General features: G+C 36.6%; 9 protein-coding genes. 6 read left to right on the top strand and 3 right to left on the bottom strand.

The annotated features are described in order from the left end of the window. Positions 1–36: 36 nt before the first annotated feature. On the top strand, positions 37–1,575 hold the full coding sequence (locus ACHRV5_RS01340) for a MauE/DoxX family redox-associated membrane protein (protein WP_395425470.1): 1,539 nt from the start codon (positions 37–39) through the stop codon (positions 1,573–1,575). Between the two features lie 92 nt (positions 1,576–1,667). After that, the gene (locus ACHRV5_RS01335; RefSeq protein ID WP_395425469.1) at positions 1,668–1,928 is read left to right on the top strand and encodes a DUF6520 family protein; all 261 of its coding nucleotides are present in this window, start codon (positions 1,668–1,670) and stop codon (positions 1,926–1,928) included. Between the two features lie 73 nt (positions 1,929–2,001). Here ACHRV5_RS01335 and ACHRV5_RS01330 read toward each other — a convergent pair whose 3' ends face one another. The 3 genes from ACHRV5_RS01330 to ACHRV5_RS01320 form a co-directional block, all read right to left on the bottom strand. Continuing rightward, positions 2,002–4,581 carry a S9 family peptidase gene (locus ACHRV5_RS01330; RefSeq protein WP_395425468.1) on the bottom strand — a complete coding sequence of 860 codons (2,580 nt, stop codon included), beginning with the start codon at positions 4,579–4,581 and terminating at the stop codon, positions 2,002–2,004. A 92-nt stretch (positions 4,582–4,673) separates the two neighbouring features. Next, complete coding sequence (locus ACHRV5_RS01325; protein ID WP_395425467.1) at positions 4,674–6,065, bottom strand: RagB/SusD family nutrient uptake outer membrane protein; 1,392 nt, start codon at positions 6,063–6,065, stop codon at positions 4,674–4,676. 12 nt (positions 6,066–6,077) lie between these two features. Beyond that, the gene (locus tag ACHRV5_RS01320) at positions 6,078–9,071 is read right to left on the bottom strand and encodes a SusC/RagA family TonB-linked outer membrane protein (protein WP_395425466.1); all 2,994 of its coding nucleotides are present in this window, start codon (positions 9,069–9,071) and stop codon (positions 6,078–6,080) included. A 620-nt stretch (positions 9,072–9,691) separates the two neighbouring features. On the opposite strand from ACHRV5_RS01320, the gene ACHRV5_RS01315 reads away from it, so the two are divergent. The 4 genes from ACHRV5_RS01315 (at position 9,692) to ACHRV5_RS01300 (ending at position 17,339) form a co-directional block, all read left to right on the top strand. Then, complete coding sequence (locus tag ACHRV5_RS01315; protein WP_395425465.1) at positions 9,692–9,922, top strand: helix-turn-helix domain-containing protein; 231 nt, start codon at positions 9,692–9,694, stop codon at positions 9,920–9,922. 452 nt (positions 9,923–10,374) lie between these two features. Further along, a complete protein-coding gene (locus ACHRV5_RS01310; RefSeq protein WP_395425464.1) occupies positions 10,375–12,954 on the top strand; it encodes a type I restriction-modification system subunit M in 2,580 nt (859 codons plus the stop codon). Then, complete coding sequence (locus tag ACHRV5_RS01305) at positions 12,947–14,179, top strand: restriction endonuclease subunit S (RefSeq protein WP_395425463.1); 1,233 nt, start codon at positions 12,947–12,949, stop codon at positions 14,177–14,179. Before ACHRV5_RS01310 ends, ACHRV5_RS01305 begins: the two co-directional genes overlap by 8 nt. Positions 14,180–14,207: 28 nt before the next feature. Beyond that, positions 14,208–17,339: a type I restriction endonuclease subunit R gene (locus ACHRV5_RS01300; RefSeq protein ID WP_395425462.1), complete on the top strand. Its 3,132-nt coding sequence runs from the start codon at positions 14,208–14,210 to the stop codon at positions 17,337–17,339. Positions 17,340–17,363: the final 24 nt, after the last annotated feature.

Genomic DNA, 17,363 nt, shown 5'->3' with positions numbered 1-17,363 from the left:
CAGAATTTTACATTGTGTAATTCAAAGATCGTAGTTATGGCACTTACTTTAAATAAGAAACTTAAGCTATATATTGTTGAGGTTATCTGCCTTTTATATGTCCTGCTGTTTGTTTATGCGGCAGTGAGCAAACTGCTCGATTTTGAAAATTTTCAGGTGCAGCTTGGACAGTCTCCCATATTAAGTGTCTATGCAATGTTACTTTCATGGATGGTTCCGTTACTAGAGCTTATTATAGCCTTATTGCTTATTGTGCCAAAGCTTAGAAATCCGGGTCTTTTTTTAGCCATAAGTTTAATGACAATGTTTAGTGTTTATATCTATGTAATATTGTATTACAGTTCTTTTGTTCCCTGTTCCTGCGGTGGTGTTTTAGAGAAAATGACATGGAATGCTCACCTTGTTTTTAATCTGATTTTTATGGCATTGGGATGTTTGGCTTTTATTATTAATTATAAATCAATTCGTGATCCTTCATTAATTAGAATCCCAATTCGGCCTATAAAGAGTATACCAATAAATATTATTCTGAGCACCTTATCTATTATTGTCTTGTTTTTTTCTTCTGAGGATAAGATGCAGCATAAAAATCCTTTCATTCGGCGTTATCCCCAGCATCCTATAATGCGTGAAAGAAGTACGGATCTAAAGTTCAACTCTTATTATTTTGCAGGGTACAATAATAATAGAATTTATCTTGGAAATTATACCGATCCCTTGCATGTTCTATCGATGGATGCAACGCTGGGAGAGAGAAGGACCGAAAAAATAATTTTTGATCCTAAAAATATTCATTTCAAAATGGTTAAAATAATTGTTCGAGGCTCTGATTTTTATTTAATGGATGGAAGTGTCCCTGCTGTTTTTAAGGGAAAAACAATTAATTGGAAGATTGATAAAGAATTCAAGGACCTGCCTTTTTTTACCAGGGCAGAACCGGTGGACACCGCAGCATTGGTTTTTAGATCTAATAAAGGCCAAAAAGGAGAGCAGATCATTGGAGCTTACAATGAGGATAGAGTTCCTACGACCGTCTATAATTCTTCTTTTTTACAAAAACAGATTGACGGTATTTTTGATACTGACGGTCAGTTGGTATTCAGCGAAAAACTAAATCAAGTGATTTATGTTTACTATTATCGCAACCAATATATTGTTGCTGATCCTAATGCTGTTGTTGCTTATAGAGGTCGTACCATTGATACTATTTCTAAGGCAAAAATAAAAGTTGCTTACCTTGAGGACCGTAAGGAGAGAAAAATGGCAGCGCCCCCTTTACTTGTCAATGAGCATGTAGTAGCCTGTGAGAATCTTTTGTTTGTCCATTCCACAATACAGGGAAAATTTGAGGATGAAAAAATTTGGCAGCAGGCTTATATTATTGACGTTTACGATCTGAAAAAGAAAGCTTATATAATGAGTTTTGCCCTTTATAAAATTAGAGACAAAAAGTTTAGATCCTTTTTTGTGACGGCATCAAATTTATATGCCATTATGGATGATGAGCTAATTGTTTACCAACTTCAGGATATTTTAAAAAAAGAAATACTGAGCAACAGAAATAAGAGTTTCTAATGCCTAAAGATATATCGGCCGATATCAGGAAAAAAGATCGAATACCTGTAAAAAAAAGTAGATCAAAAAAGTCTAATTTAATATTTATTATCATGAAAACTTTAAATTTTAAAAACATGATTCCATTAGGAGTTATTGCACTGGGGATATCAGGTGCGTTTGCCACTGTCTCGATGCAGAGTGCTCCTAAAACCACAGCTTCGGTGGATGGGTATACCCTTCAGAACGGTGCCTGTAACATCAAGAGAACATGCAGCGACACACCAGGAGCTTTATGTAAAGTAGCAGGTAATCAAGCGTTTGGTATAAATGAAGATACCAATAATTGTAGCGTTGAGGTTTATCAACCCTAATTTTTAATTTTTTATTAAAGAGCAATGCAGTTCCCGATAAGAACTGCATTGTTTTTTTGTTTTGAAATAGTTGCTATTGCATCCCGGCGGTAATCCACTCATTGGTTAAATCGCCCTTTAGATAGTAGTCGAACCATTGCAGGGTGCGCATTGTTAAATCTTGTTGGTTTTCAGGTTTTTGCAGTACATGTCCTTCACTAGGATATATGAGCATTATATTTTTTTTTCCCAGACGTCGAAGGGCGAGATAATACTCCATGCTTTGATTGGGATCGACCTGCCGATCATTTTTCCCTGTCCAGGTCAAAAGGGGCGTTTTTGTTTTTTCCACGTGATCAATCGGTGAATTCTGCCAGTAAGGCAAAGGCGCTTCAAAAGGGGTTTTTCCCATCATCCATTGTGAAGTTTCAAAGCGCCACATGTCGGGTTTTCCGGTATTTCGATTCAGGGTTAGATAAAAACTTTTCAGATCCGTAATTCCGCCGCCGGCTATGGCCGCCACGAAAAGGTTTGTCTGGGTACTAATAAAAAAAGATTCATAGCCGCCGAAGGAATGACCGATAAGCCCAATTTTCATTGGATTTATGAGTCTTTTCCCTATTACTTTTTTTACTGCCGATACTGTACAGTCTAAAGCAGATATGCCTGGGTTTTGATGTGCAAGGGTAATATCGGGAAGCAGCACAAAGTATCCGTTCAGCGTAAATAAAGAGGGATTAAATCCCGTTTCATTGTAAAGGCTGGGACTAACAAACTGATGGAGATTTTTTGACTGCAGTTCATAGATATGAACGACCATCGGGTATTTTTTGTTAGGATCATAGTTTGCAGGATAAAGCAATACTGCTTTGAGGCTCTCGCCTTTCGCATTTTGGTATCGGATCAATTCTGAGGCGCCCCAATGATATTTCTGAAACTGAGGATTGCTTTGAAAAACTACTTTAGTTTTGGATTTATTATGCTGCATGATCAACTGGATAGGCAGATCAAATCTCTGTTTCAGGTAAAAGAATTTTTCTTTTTTTTGTGTATAATAGAGGTCAGAAATAAGCGCATCTTCATGCACTAAAGGAATCGCTCCAGAGTGATTTTTCCATTTAAAAAAACCGGTTTTTCCATCGTCTGCCACAGCGCTCAGGTACAGCTCTTTTTGCAGATCATAATTTTCAACTTTGATTTCATCCGATAATGAGATGGTGGTATATTTATCAGGGCTCTCCGCGATGCGGTACTTTACCTTTGATTCCCTGCCATGGGTGAGTCTTCGAGGAGATTTGCCGTCGGGTTTAATGGCCCAGATGTCATATTGATCGTATAGCAGAATTTCTTTATCATTAAGGCTCCATCCCGGATTACCACAAACAGATTCCGGGTTTAAGATCTCTTCCTTTGCAGAAAAATTTGTTTCTATATTTTTTGTAATGTTAGTGTGCGTTTTATCGATGATATTGTAAATCCACCAGTTTTTATCTTTAAAGTAAGCAATATATTTTCCCATTGGAGAGGGAATTATGCTATTAGTATAGGCAGATTGCTTTTTCAAGAACAGCGTTTTTTCCAGGGTCTGAAGATTCATAATATAGAAATCCCTGGCGCCATCCTGATCAAACTGAGGTTCATACTCTTTGGGGTTTGAGAGCAAGGCATAATCTTGATTGCCGGTGAGCATCAATTTGGGAAGCTTTTCAGTAGTGATTGGTACAATAGTACTAGTGAGCGGAAACCATAGGGCAATTTTAGACCTCCTATGAAAGTTTCCATAGATCTGTTCTTGCGCGTACACCCATTGATCATTACCATTCCAAATTTCAACATCCGAATCTGGTTTGTTTTCTGAAACATTTCCCGTGTCTTTAAAAGCAAAAAACACCTTCCGCATATCATCCGAGACCAGTAGTTTCATCCTATTATCATCGGCTAATGATGCTTTGTCCGGGAAGCCTGAATCAGCCAGAGTTTCGGATTTCAATTCGAAAAGCTGGTCTTGCTCCACCAAGTAATAGAAAAGGGAAGCTTCTGATGTTAGCTCTGTCTTGGCAATAAATGCCAGAGATTTACCATAACGCTGCCAGGTAACTCCCGCGTAATTATGACGCCCCTCCACTAAGAGCTGCTTTTCTCTTTGCGTTTTGAGATTTAAAAGGATAATACTGGATTTATTATCTACTTTGGTAGTGTATAGGAGTTGCTGGTCATCAGGACTTAATGAAAAACCTGTAAGATTGGAAATTACCTTTTTTATCCTTCCATCAGGGTTGCGGATTACCATTTTCTGCTGGTTTGTTGCTTCATAATCTATAATCAGATAATTAGTGAGAGCCGAGTAATTGTAGTGGTTAACGGATTTGATAATTTCCTGTTTTCCGGTTTTTAAATTTAGGATATAGAGATTTTTTTCAAAAAGAGTTGTAAATGAATTGTTATTAATAAATGCTGTTTTATCTCCATAGGGAAGGTTATAGGTTTTGTTTGTGATGGTGTTTTGAACAAAAAGACTGTCAATGCCGTTTTCATATCTCATTTTATAGGAGACCCACTCCTGGTCGGCAGATATTTTATCCAAGCCTAGTACACCCCATAAATGATTATCAGAAGCCTCTACTATTTTTTTTTGCACCACCTGTCCCCATAAGGGACAGGCTACTAATGGCAAAATATAAAAAACAAATAAAAGCTGTGTTAGCCGTTTTATAAAGGCCGTGTAAACGTTTTTTTTAGTATTATGGCTTCGCATGTTTTTGTTGTTTAATATCCCGGATTTTGAGGATCCAGATAGGGGTTGGCGCTCAGTTCATTCTGCGGGATCGGAAAAAGAGCATCAGTAGTATTCCATCCTGGTTTTGTAGGAGAAAGAATTAGATCACTTTTATTAAATCGCTTTAAATCAAAAAAACGATGTCCGTATTCGCTGAAGAGTTCCCATTTCCTTTCCTGTAGGACAGCCTCCAGAATTTCATCTTTGCTAACAGCAGGCGCATCTGTAAGCCCGGCCCTGTTTCTAATTACATTAAGATCTTCCTTGGCGCCTATTAAATCGCCTTGACGCGCTCTTGCCTCGGCACGGATTAAATATTGTTCAGCAAGACGAAAAACAACAGAATACTCCGTAGATGTAGCGGCAGCATTTCTTTGTTTGTATTTAAAAGGAAAAAACCAGGTAGTCGTTCCATTAGTCACGGATTTAATCCAATTGGATCTGCGAAGGTCAGAACTGTTGAAAGAATCGGCAAGGCTGGTACGCATGGCTGTAAGGGAAGGGGGAGTATAGGTAAGTATAAATGTTGCTCCTTCTTTGGTATTTTGTCCTGTCCCTGCAGCCTTAAGCTGCCAGATAGTTTCCTTGGAGTTTATCAAAAAAACCGCATCGATGTTTTTTATCAGCTGATATGTATCGGCCTGATTCAACACAGAAGAGGCTTCATTTGAGGCCTCCGGATAGGCGCCACTATAGAGATAGACTCTGGCCAGCAATGCCTTCGCGGTATAACGATTGGGACGGATTCTTTCATTCGTGTTATACGAAACTGGTAGAAAATTTGCTGCATTTTGCAAATCAGCTATAATGTTTAAATAAACCTCACTGGCAGGAATTCTTTTTGCCTCTCTGTTTTTCTTGTAATCTGTGGAGATAATATATGGGATGTCTCCAAAGAGATTAACCAGATAAAAATGCTCGAGCGCTCTTATGAAAAGTGCCTCTCCCTGCAGTTGCTTCTTATTCTCCGCGGTCAATGCTGAACTGGCCTGTGATCCTTCAATGATGGAATTGGCGGCGTAGATCTGGTTATATGCTGTATTCCAGTAATCAGTAATAGTAATGTTTGTGGGCAGTAATGAATTGTTATAAAAATTCAGGGCCTGGTTGGACGGTGTCCCGTACGCTACCATCTCATCGGTATAGTTTCCCAGTGTATTTGACAATCCTGAGTTTGTTCCGGCAATCATTCCCTTGTCCCGGATTGCCCCGTATATATTGGTAAGGGCAGCCTCTGCAATAGGATAGCTTTCAAATACAGCTGAGCTTGTCAATTGGGATTTAGGCATATCGACATCGACAAATGATTCACAAGCATTCATTGTAAAGAAGAGGATAATGAGAGTTGTGAGTTTTTGAGTATTTCTATTGATTATTTTCATTTTTTTCCTGATTTAAAATGTTAACTGTACAGCGGCAGAGATTACCTTAAGAGGCGGCAGATAGCCGTACGAGATAAACTCAGGATCTCCGTCTTTATATTTGGTGAAGGTCAAAAGATTCTGCCCCTGAAGCATAATGCGGCATTGCGTTTCCTTTAGATTCAGAGGGACATCATAGGATAAGGCAATATTTTTCAAACGTATAAAAGAGGTATCCTCAAAAGCCGCTGTACTACCACTAAATAAATAATCACCATTGAGCGCCGCGTCGTTTGTACCTGTGGTATAAATTTGGTATTTTGCGTTGTCTCCCGGGGTTTTCCAGCTGTCTATCATTCTTGAGGGCTGATTTAACATCATACCTGCATTTTCCATTGCAACAGCCCTGTTTTTTTGACTTACAAATTGAAAAAGGAAATCAAGTTTCCATTTCTTATAGGTCAGCTGATTTTGAAGCCCTCCAAAATATTTAGGATTAAGATCAGTGACCACTTGCTGGTCTTCAGGAAAAGAGATCCTTCCATCGGCATTCAGATCTTCAAAGGTGTGCAGGCCAGTCTGGGGATCGATTCCTTTATACTGATAGAGCAGTGCAATATTTAAGGGTTTTCCGATACGGTACTTCTGACTATAAGGAGAGCTTTCCAGTCCGGGAAACTTCAGAAGCTTATTACGGGCAAAGGTCAAATTAAGGCTGGTTGTCCAATTAAAGTTTCCAGTATTTACGTTAACTGTACGCAGAGTCAGTTCCGTCCCTTTATTTTCAACTGTAGCATCAAGATTGGCCTGGAGTGTAGTAAATCCTGTGGTGCCCGGCAGAGGGATGCCTGTCAATTGATTCGAGGAACGGTTCTGATACCATGCGGCAGTCAGGAATATGCGATCGCGCAGAAATCCAAGCTCTGCCGCAATTTCAAATTTCTTATTGGTTTCCCATCCAAAGTTTGGATTATAGAGTCTTGAAGGCTGGAGCCCGATCACGCCATTGTAATTTACTCCGGATGTAGTGTACGTATTTAAAAACTGATAATCGCCAATTTGGTCATTTCCTGTGATTCCGTAACTGCTGCGAATTTTTCCAAAACTCAGCCATGAGCTGTTTTTAAGAATTTCCTCACTAGAAAACAGCCAAGCGGCTCCGACGGCTCCAAAATTGGAGAACCTGTTCTCAGGGCTGAAGCGGCTTGATCCGTCGCGTCTAAAGGTAAAGTTAAGGATGTAGCGCTGCTGGTAATTGTAATTGAGCCTTGCGAAGAAGGCCTGATATTTATATTGGGTTTCATCGTTAAGATTAATTTTTATATAAGTGGCTGCTGCCAGATTATAAATCAGGGAGTTGGAACTGAATCCTTCAGCGTATTGATACAGCCTCTCTGTGGTCTGGCTTTGAAATGTTGATCCCAGAAGAACTCCGAGCTTTCCACCCAGAAGGTCTTTGTCCCAGCTGATCTGAGGTTCAGCTATCCATGAAGACCGTTTGGTATTATTGTAATATATCCCTGATCGTGAACTCGGAACATTTGCTGCGGGATTAAAAGCAGAGGAAGGCCAGGTTCTTGTTTCGGTGGTGCTGAGGTTTGTATACCCCAAACTGCTTTTTAGGACAAGACCCGGAAGCAGTTCATAAGAAAGTACCGTATTGGCTACAAGATCATTTGTTTTGGATTTTACTTTAGGAAAAAGATTTCCAAGGGGATTCTCCCATGTTCCCTCGGCCCAGTTCAGGGTGCCGTCCTGATTGTAAAGCGCCGGGGCATTTGGTGCGAGTATCCGTGATACGGAAGTAAAGTCGGATGCCGGCATATCATTGTCCTGCAGTGTATAGCCAGCTGAAAAAGCTAATCGAAATTTGCTGTCATCAGAGCGGTGGTTCAGGCTAAAATGGCTTCCTCCTTTTTTATAGAGAAAGTCGCCGATGAATACTGTTGATTCTGTGCGATAGCTGCCGCTTAGGAGAAATTGTGTTTTCTCCGAACCGCCGGTTATGGTTCCCTGAAGGTCATTTATCTGTGCTGTATTTCCTATCAAGGTTTTCTGCCAGTTGGTATAGCGGTTTTGATCCCAAGTGCCGTTGATGTCGTAATCCGATGGGTTATAATTAACAAGACCGTCATTTATGAAAGCCTGTTTTCGCATAGCCAAGTACTGCTGGGTATTCATAAGATCCATGAATTTGGTCACTTTTCCTGCGCCCGTAGAGGCAGTAAGGGTGAACCTGGTCTTGCCTTCTTTCCCTTTTTTTGTTGTTATAAGTACAACGCCGTTGGCTCCTCTGGAGCCATAAATAGCAGTGGCATCCGCATCTTTAAGAATCTCAATGCTTTCGATATTATCGGGATTAATGTTGTTGAGTGGACTCGACAGACCAGGATAGGTTGTATTGGTCTGGTTATAACCAATGGGCTCAGAAGAGAAAGGAACTCCATCTATGATATATAGGGGAGCATTGGCATCAGTTCTAAGACTATTTTGTCCTCTGATTTTAATATCAAAACCTCCACCGGGAACTCCAGTGGTTTGGGTAATACTAACACCTACCATTCGCCCTTGCATGGTTGCCAATACATTTGTTACGGGCTGGGTTTCTATATCTTTAGAAGTTATACGTGCGATACTTCCGGTACGTTCGCTTTCTTTAACTGAATAATATCCCGCATTGACACGGACTTCTTGAAGAGTAGTGGTATCGTAGGAAAGGACTATGTCTACAAGTGAACGTCCCTGAATAGAAATAAGTGCGGTTTTAAAGCCTATATATGAAACTATAAGAGTGTCATTAGGAGAGCAGGTGAGCGAGAACTGACCGTTGTAGTCGGAAATTACGGCGTTATTTTTTTTGTTTTTAATGGCAATGGTTACACCGGGCAGGGGATTAGTACCATCTGTTACAGTACCCTGAACCTTATGCTGTTGGGAAAATGAATTGCTTTGCTGAGATTGATTTTTGGCAGACAATGGTGAAACAGACAGTAGAAAACCTAGAAAAATTAGGCAATAGAGATCCATTCCACCCTTGGAAAATGAATAATTATTCATAATTTTGGGATTGGTTAGTTAAATATGATTTGATTGGCTACGGTCCTCTATACTAGTTTAGTCGCTGTGGTAGAGGGCCATTTTTTTGTTTAATAGCCTGTGCTTTTAATACTAATTCAAATTAGAAAAAACACAGGCATTAATTAAATTCTAAATTGGTTTAAATCATAAGCAAGATTATTTGGCGGTTAGAATAGTTAGTAATTAACTGCAAGTCTATAAATAATAAGAAGATTAGCCTGGAATCAAGTGAGTTTTGAGCATAAAAAAGGCGCGGAACTCAGCTTATCGTTTTCAAGGTACTGGCGGCACCTTACCACAAATAAGTGAGCCCACGCCATAAGACGTGAGCATCTTACTTATCCTCTCGTGGTTAATAAAAACGCCAGTTTTTGAAAACGAGATTCAAAGCGAATGCTTCAAATATTTTTATGAAGAATCGCAAAATTATTTAATTATCTGCTTAATGCAAATTTTATTGAATGTTAATTCAAATATTAACCAAATATAACAAAAAATATTTATTTGTTATAAGTTCTTATAACATTTTTATGAAAAAATATAACGCCTTTTGTTTAAAACAATAAAATATGGATAAGCAAAGGGAAGTAAAACTTAAAAAATTTGGCAAACATATTAAGAATCTAAGAAAAGATTTGAATCTTAGTCAAGATGAAGTTGTTTTAAATAGTGATAAACTTATTAAAGCTACGGTTAGTGATATTGAGAACGGAAAACGAAATTTGTCATTTAGTACACTTTTGGATTTAGCAAAAGGTCTAGGTAAACACCCTAAAGATCTATTAGATTATGATATATAAAAGTCATTGTAAATCTATCATTTATTAAGATGCTTAGGCATCTTTTTTTATTTAATGTACAAAACTATATTATTCCATAATCTCAGATTGTAATATTTTTCCTAACTCTATAAAAATATAGGTTTGATTATTAATCAAAATTATATTAATAGAGTGGTATAAAATATTTAGAGCATTTGTTATATGGGTTGTTGGGTTTTGATTGAGGGGAAAGTTTTACGAGAGGTTGAGAACGAGAGGAGTTAATTGGAGTTGGGAAACAAGAAGGAAGAAACAGAATGATGCATTTGTTATTTGTCATTTCTAAGCAATACTTATTTTAAATAATATTAAATTGTTTATGACTTTCCTCTCCTTTATTTTGTTTGCTTTTTTGTATTATTGTACATTACAATGTGGGCATATTATATAATTTAATAGAAGCTAACAATTGTTTCAAACAAAAAAAAAACATGAATAAACAACAGCTTGCAGCCAAAATTTGGGAATCAGCAAACCAAATGCGATCTAAAATCGAGGCAAATGAATATAAAGATTACATTTTAGGTTTTATTTTCTACAAATACCTATCAGACAAAGAACTACAATATTGTAAAGATCAGGATTTTACTGAAAGTGATGTAAAAGCTCTTAGGGAAATTGATATTGAAACAGTTGACCATATCAAACAAAATATTGGCTATTTTATTGCTTATGAAAATTTATTCTCTACTTGGATTAGTAAAGGCAAAGACTTTGACGTTTCTAATGTAAGGGAAGGACTTTCTGCTTTTAGTCGTTTAATTAGTCCAGCACACAAAAAGTTATTCGACGGAATTTTTGAAACCTTGGAAACGGGATTAAGCAAGCTCGGAGATAGTGCACAAAAACAAACCAAAGCCATTAGTGATCTTTTGCATTTGATTAAAGATATTCCCATGGATGGAAATCAAGGTTATGATGTACTGGGTTTTATCTATGAGTATCTCATTGAGAAATTTGCCGCTAATGCAGGTAAAAAAGCGGGTGAATTCTATACACCTCATGAAGTTTCCGTTTTATTATCCGAAATTATCTCCAATCATTTAAAGGATCGAAAAGAAATTCAAATTTATGATTCTTGTAGTGGCTCAGGCTCTTTGCTTATCAATATTGGGGCAAGTGTTGCCAAACACATGGATAATAAAAACAACATTAAGTATTATGCCCAAGAATTAAAAAAGAATACCTATAACCTGACTCGTATGAACTTGATAATGCGAGACATCAATGTCAATAATATTGTTACCCGTAATGGAGACACACTAGAAGACGATTGGCCTTATTTTGATGAAAATGATGCAATTCACTCCTACAGTGCATTGTATGTGGATGCTGTAGTTTCCAATCCGCCGTATTCGCAAAAATGGGATCCTACCTACAAGGATTCCGATGCGCGTTATGCACGCTTTGGCTTGGCTCCAAAATCAAAAGCAGATTTCGCTTTCTTGCTACACGATTTATTTCACATCAAGCCTGACGGAATTATGACCATTGTATTACCACACGGGGTTTTGTTCCGTGGTGGTGAAGAAGGTACTATTCGTAAAAAACTAATTGAAGCCAATCATATTGACGCCATTATTGGTTTGCCTCCAAGTATTTTCTTTGGTACTGGTATTCCAACGGTGGTTATTGTCCTAAAGCAAGTACGACAAAACAACGATGTGCTCATTATTGATGCCTCAAAGGGATTCATTAAAGACGGAAAAAACAACAAACTAAGAGCTTCAGATATCAAACGAATTGCCGATGCCTTGCGTGACAGAAAACAAATTCCAAAGTTTGCTCAAGTAGTAAAACGCGATACCATCAGACAAAACGAGTACAACTTGAATATTCCTAGATATGTAGATTCATCAGCAAATGCCGAAAGTTGGGATATTTACGCGTCTATGTTTGGCGGTATTCCGGTGAATGAAATAGACGCACTAAATAAATACTGGGAAGCTTTCCCAAATTTGAGAGAAACCTTGTTTGCTACAACTTCCGAAGTCAATGCCAATTTAAAGGTAGAAGACATCAACAAATCAATTCACGAACATCCAAGCGTTACCGAATATATTGAAAAATTCTCTGCATCATTTAATAACTTTGATGCATTCTTAAAAAAAGAACTCTTAGACAATATGCTCACCGTACACGTTCCTAGACAAGAAGAAATACTAGGTAATAATATGTTTAAAAGATTAGAACCTATTGCACTCATCGACAAATATGAAGCTTACCAATTACTAGACAACCAATGGGAAGCCATAAAAGTAGATTTAGAAATCATACAAACCGAAGGTTTTGAAGCTACCACAGTGGTTGACCCTAACATGGTACTGAAAAAGAAAGATGGTAAAGAGATAGAAGTGCAAGAAGGTTGGAAAGGTCGCATTATGCCTTTTGAGCTTGTACAAGAAACCTACCTAAAAGAACAACTACAAAGTGTACAGAAAAAAGAAAATCGACTTATTGAAATTACAGCAACATTCGAAGAACTCTTAGATTTATTAACCGAAGAAGAAAAGGAAGAAGACACTGTAAACGAAGCCAAAGACGGTTTTGTAAATGCCGAAGTGATAAAACTAGCCAAACAAATTAAAGCCGAAAATAAGAAAGAAGGGGCGATAGAAAAAGATTCGTACGAAGCCAACATACTAAAAGCAGATGCTTTAATTACGGAAGAAAAAGAAACTAAAAAAACAGTTAAGGAAGAACAAGCCAAATTACAATTACAAACCAAAGCCACTATTGAAGCACTTACCGAGAAACAGGTAAATGAGTTACTGGAGCTAAAATGGATACACCCTGTAGTAACTTCATTAAATAATTTACCAAAAACCACTATAGAAGAATTGACTACCAAAATAAAAACCTTGGTAGACAAATATAGTACCACATACGCTGAAGTTGCTAATCAAATAGATGAAGCAGAAAATGCTTTATCTAAACTAATTAATGAATTAGACGGTAACGAATTTGACATGAAAGGGTTAAACGAATTTAAAACTTTGTTACATGGATAAGAAGAATAAAAATCCAGCAATTCGGTTTAAAGGTTTTACGGAGGATTGGGTACACCAAGAATTAGGTGATTTTTTAACTGAACGTAAAGAAATGCAAAAAATATCTGAAGATGCTCCTATTTTAGCATTTGCTTCAGGACAAGGAGTCATTGATAGAAGCGAAAGAAAATCAAACAATAGAGATCATTTAACTTTAGATCAAGAAAATAAGGTTTATAAACTAACAGAATTTAATGACATTGTTTATAATCCTTCTAATCTTAAGTATGGAGCAATAGATAGAAACAAACATAAAAAAGGTGTAATTTCTCCAATTTATATAACTTTTACAACAAAAGAAGAACCATCTTTTATGGAGCTAATTGTAAAAAGTGAAAAGTTCAAATTAAGAGCATTGCAATATGAAGAAGGTACAGTCGTAAAGCGTCAATCTGTAAAACCAGAAAACCTTTTGTCTTTAAAAATTGTACTTTCTTCTTCATTAAATGAACAAAAACAAATAGGTACTTTCTTTCAAAACTTAGACAACCTTATTAGTCTGAATCAAAAAAAACATGATAAGTTGGTTGTACTGAAAAAAGCCATGTTGGTTAAAATGTTCCCTAAAAAAGATGCTGTTGTACCTGAAATTCGTTTTAAAGGGTTTACTGAGGATTGGAAGGTGAAAGAAATACGAGAATTAGCATCAGTTTCAACGGGATACCCGTTTGATAGTAAAACTTTTACTGATAAAGGGGAGTATCTTGTAATTACAAATGGAAACATCCAAAATAACTCCTCAACAGTTGATAATTCCAAAGGAAACAGAATAAATATTTATGAAGCTACAAGGCATTATGTGTTGGATATAAATGAAGTACTTGTTACTATGGATGGTACAGTTGGAAGAACAGCTAAAGTAATTAACAATAAACAAGTTTTAGCTCAAAGGGTTGGGAGATTAAAAGCATTTTTTGATTCAGAATTTTTATATCAGTTTCTAAATACTGGTAAGTTTTTTAATGAAATGAAAATTAAATCTCATGGAGGAACAATAAAACACATATCCTTAACAGAAATAGCTGATTATAAAAGTTATGTTCCACAAAGTGAAACTGAACAATCTAAAATAGGACAATATTTCAAAAATCTAGACATTCAAATAGAACTACTCCAAACGCAAATTGATAAACTCAACAACATCAAAAAAGCCTGTTTTACCAAAATGTTTGTGGCACAAGACTAAATTAGTAGATTTCTAAAAAATATAAAAAATGACATTTACCAAAGAATCTGATTTTGAAGAAGCATTGATACTGGCACTTTCCTCCCAAAAAGGGTGGAACAGTCAAGTGATAAAAAACCCAACCGAAGCCGACTTGCTTCAAAATTGGGCAAACATCCTTTTTGAGAATAATAGAGATATAGACCGTTTAAACAACACACCGCTTACTGAAGGCGAAATGCAACAAATATTGGAGCAAATCACCACACTACGCACACCTCTTAAATTAAACGGTTTTATAAACGGTAAAACGGTAGCCATAAAACGCGATAATCCAGCAGATGAATTACATTTTGGTAAAGAAATAAGTTTAAAAATATACGACCGTCACGAAATTGCAGGCGGACAAAGTCGGTATCAAATTGTACAACAACCGCAATTTAAGAGCAAATCTAAAATACTCAATGACAGGCGTGGCGATGTATTGTTATTAATAAACGGTATGCCCTTAATTCATATCGAATTAAAAAGAAGTGGAGTTGCCGTAAGTCAAGCCTGCCACCAAATAGAAAATTACGCACGTTCGGGCAATTTTACAGGCTTGTTTGCCTTAGTACAGGTTTTTGTAGCCATGCAACCCGAAGAAACCGTATATTTTGCTAATCCAGGCCCTGATGGAAAATTTAATAAAGATTTTTATTTTCATTGGGCAGATTTTAATAACGAACCTATAAATCAATGGGCAGACATTGCTTCTAAATTACTCTCTATTCCTATGGCGCACCAACTTATTGGTTTCTATACTGTGCCAGACGATACCGATGGGGTGTTAAAAGTAATGCGTAGTTATCAATACTATGCATCAAATGCCATTTCCGACAAAGTAGCCAAAACCGATTGGAAGAGCAAACACGCTTTAGGTGGTTATATTTGGCACACAACTGGTTCGGGTAAAACTATGACCAGCTTCAAATCGGCACAATTAATAGCCAACTCTCAAGATGCAGACAAAGTGATTTTCTTGATGGATCGAATTGAGTTGGGTACGCAATCCTTAAAAGAATATCGTGGTTTTTCGGATGAAAATGAGGAAGTACAAGCTACAGAAAACACAGGGGTTTTAGTAAATAAATTAAAGAGTATTGACCCTGCAAACAACTTAATTGTTACTTCCATTCAAAAAATGAGTAACATCAAAAATGAAGAAGAAGGTTTAAATACGCAAGACATCGAACTCATCAATAACAAAAGATTGGTTTTTATTGTAGATGAAGCACACCGTTCTACTTTTGGGGATATGCTTATCGATATTAAAAACACCTTTACTTCGGCTATCTTTTTTGGGTTTACTGGAACGCCTATTTTAGACGAAAACCAAAAGAAACTAAACACTACTTCGACCATTTTTGGCGATGAATTGCACCGTTATAGTATTGGCGATGGTATTAGAGACAAAAATGTTTTGGGATTTGATCCCTACAAAATGTTGACTTACAAAGACCGTGATTTGCGAAAATTTGTAGCTTTAGAAAAAGCCAAGGCAATTGATGAAACCGAAGCAATGGCAGATCCTAAAAAAAGAGAAATTTTTAATACTTTTATGACTATTGTGAGAATGGCTGGTCATACCGAAACTACAGGGAATTATATTAAAGGCATAGAAGATTTTATACCAAAATCGCAATACGAACGAATACAACACCAAGAAAAAGTTGCGGAAGATATTTTGGAAAATTGGTTAGTATTGAGTCAAAATAATAAATTTCACGCCATTTTTGCAACCAGCAGTATCAATGAAGCCATTGATTATTACCGATTGATAAAAAGACTACAGCCAAGCTTAAAAACGACAGCACTTTTTGATCCCAATATCGAAAATGTAGGTGGTGCTGTTTTTAAAGAAGATGGATTGGTAGAAATACTCGAAGATTACAACGCAAGATACGAGAGAGACTATACGTTAGCAACCCATTCAAAATTTAAAAAAGATATTGCATCACGTTTGGCACATAAACAACCCTATCTTAGAATAGAAAATAGTCGTGAAAAACAAATTGATTTATTAATTGTAGTCGATCAAATGCTAACGGGTTTTGACTCCAAATGGATTAATACCTTGTACTTAGATAAAATGCTAAAATATGAGAATATAATTCAGGCATTTTCTCGAACCAATCGTCTTTTTGGTCCAGAAAAACCATTTGGAACCATACGGTATTACCGATTTCCGCATACTATGGAACGCAATATTAAGGATGCAATAAAATTATATTCAGGAGACAGACCAGTAGATTTATTTGTAGAAAAATTGGACCAAAATCTAAATTCATTAAATTATACTTATAATGAAATAGCACAACTTTTTAATTTGGCAGGAATTCAAAATTTCGAAAGAGTACCCGACAGTATTCCAGAACGAGGTCGATTTGCGGAACTATTTAAACTGTTGAACCATTTTCTAGAAGCAGCAAAAATACAAGGCTTTAAATGGAGTAAATTACAATACGATTTCGGTAAAGGAAAAGAAAAGCGCGAAATTAAAATAGATTTTGACGAAAACACCTATTTGATTTTAGCACTGCGTTATAAGGAATTATTTAATGGAGCAGGCGGTGGTATGCGAATTTCTGAAGTACCCTATGAAATTGAAGGGCATTTGACGGAAATAGATACCGATAAAATTGATGCTGATTACATGAACTCTCGTTTCGATAAATATTTAAAAGTATTAAGAAAAGAAGGTGTAAATGCAATAGAATTACAAAAGACACTCGATGAGCTTCATAAATCCTTTGCTTCACTCACACAAGAAGAACAGAAGTATGCTAACATTTTCATACACGATGTTCAAAGCGGTGTTATACGTATTGAAAGTGGTAAAACATTTAGAGAATATATTACAGAGTATCGATATAATGCCAAGAATGATCAAATAAAAAAAATAGCTACCCTACTTGGTCTAGACGAAGTAAAACTTCGCAACTTAATGGATTCTGGTCTAAATGAGCTGAATATCAATGAGTATGTTCGTTTTGATGAACTAAAAAATACAATAGATAAAACTAAAGCCAAAGCCTACTTTGAAAAAGTGGAAGGTGTAACCATTCCCGCATTTAGAGTAAATATAAAAACGCATAATCTGCTTCAAAAATTTATTATAACGGGTGGTTTTGAAATTTAGTATTGTAGTAATCACTATTAAAAA

The organism is Flavobacterium sp. FlaQc-52 (assembly GCF_044007495.1).
Taxonomy (GTDB): domain Bacteria; phylum Bacteroidota; class Bacteroidia; order Flavobacteriales; family Flavobacteriaceae; genus Flavobacterium; species Flavobacterium cupriresistens.
The sequence above is the reverse complement of the archived record's forward strand: the minus strand, read 5'-3'. Positions and strand labels throughout refer to the sequence as shown.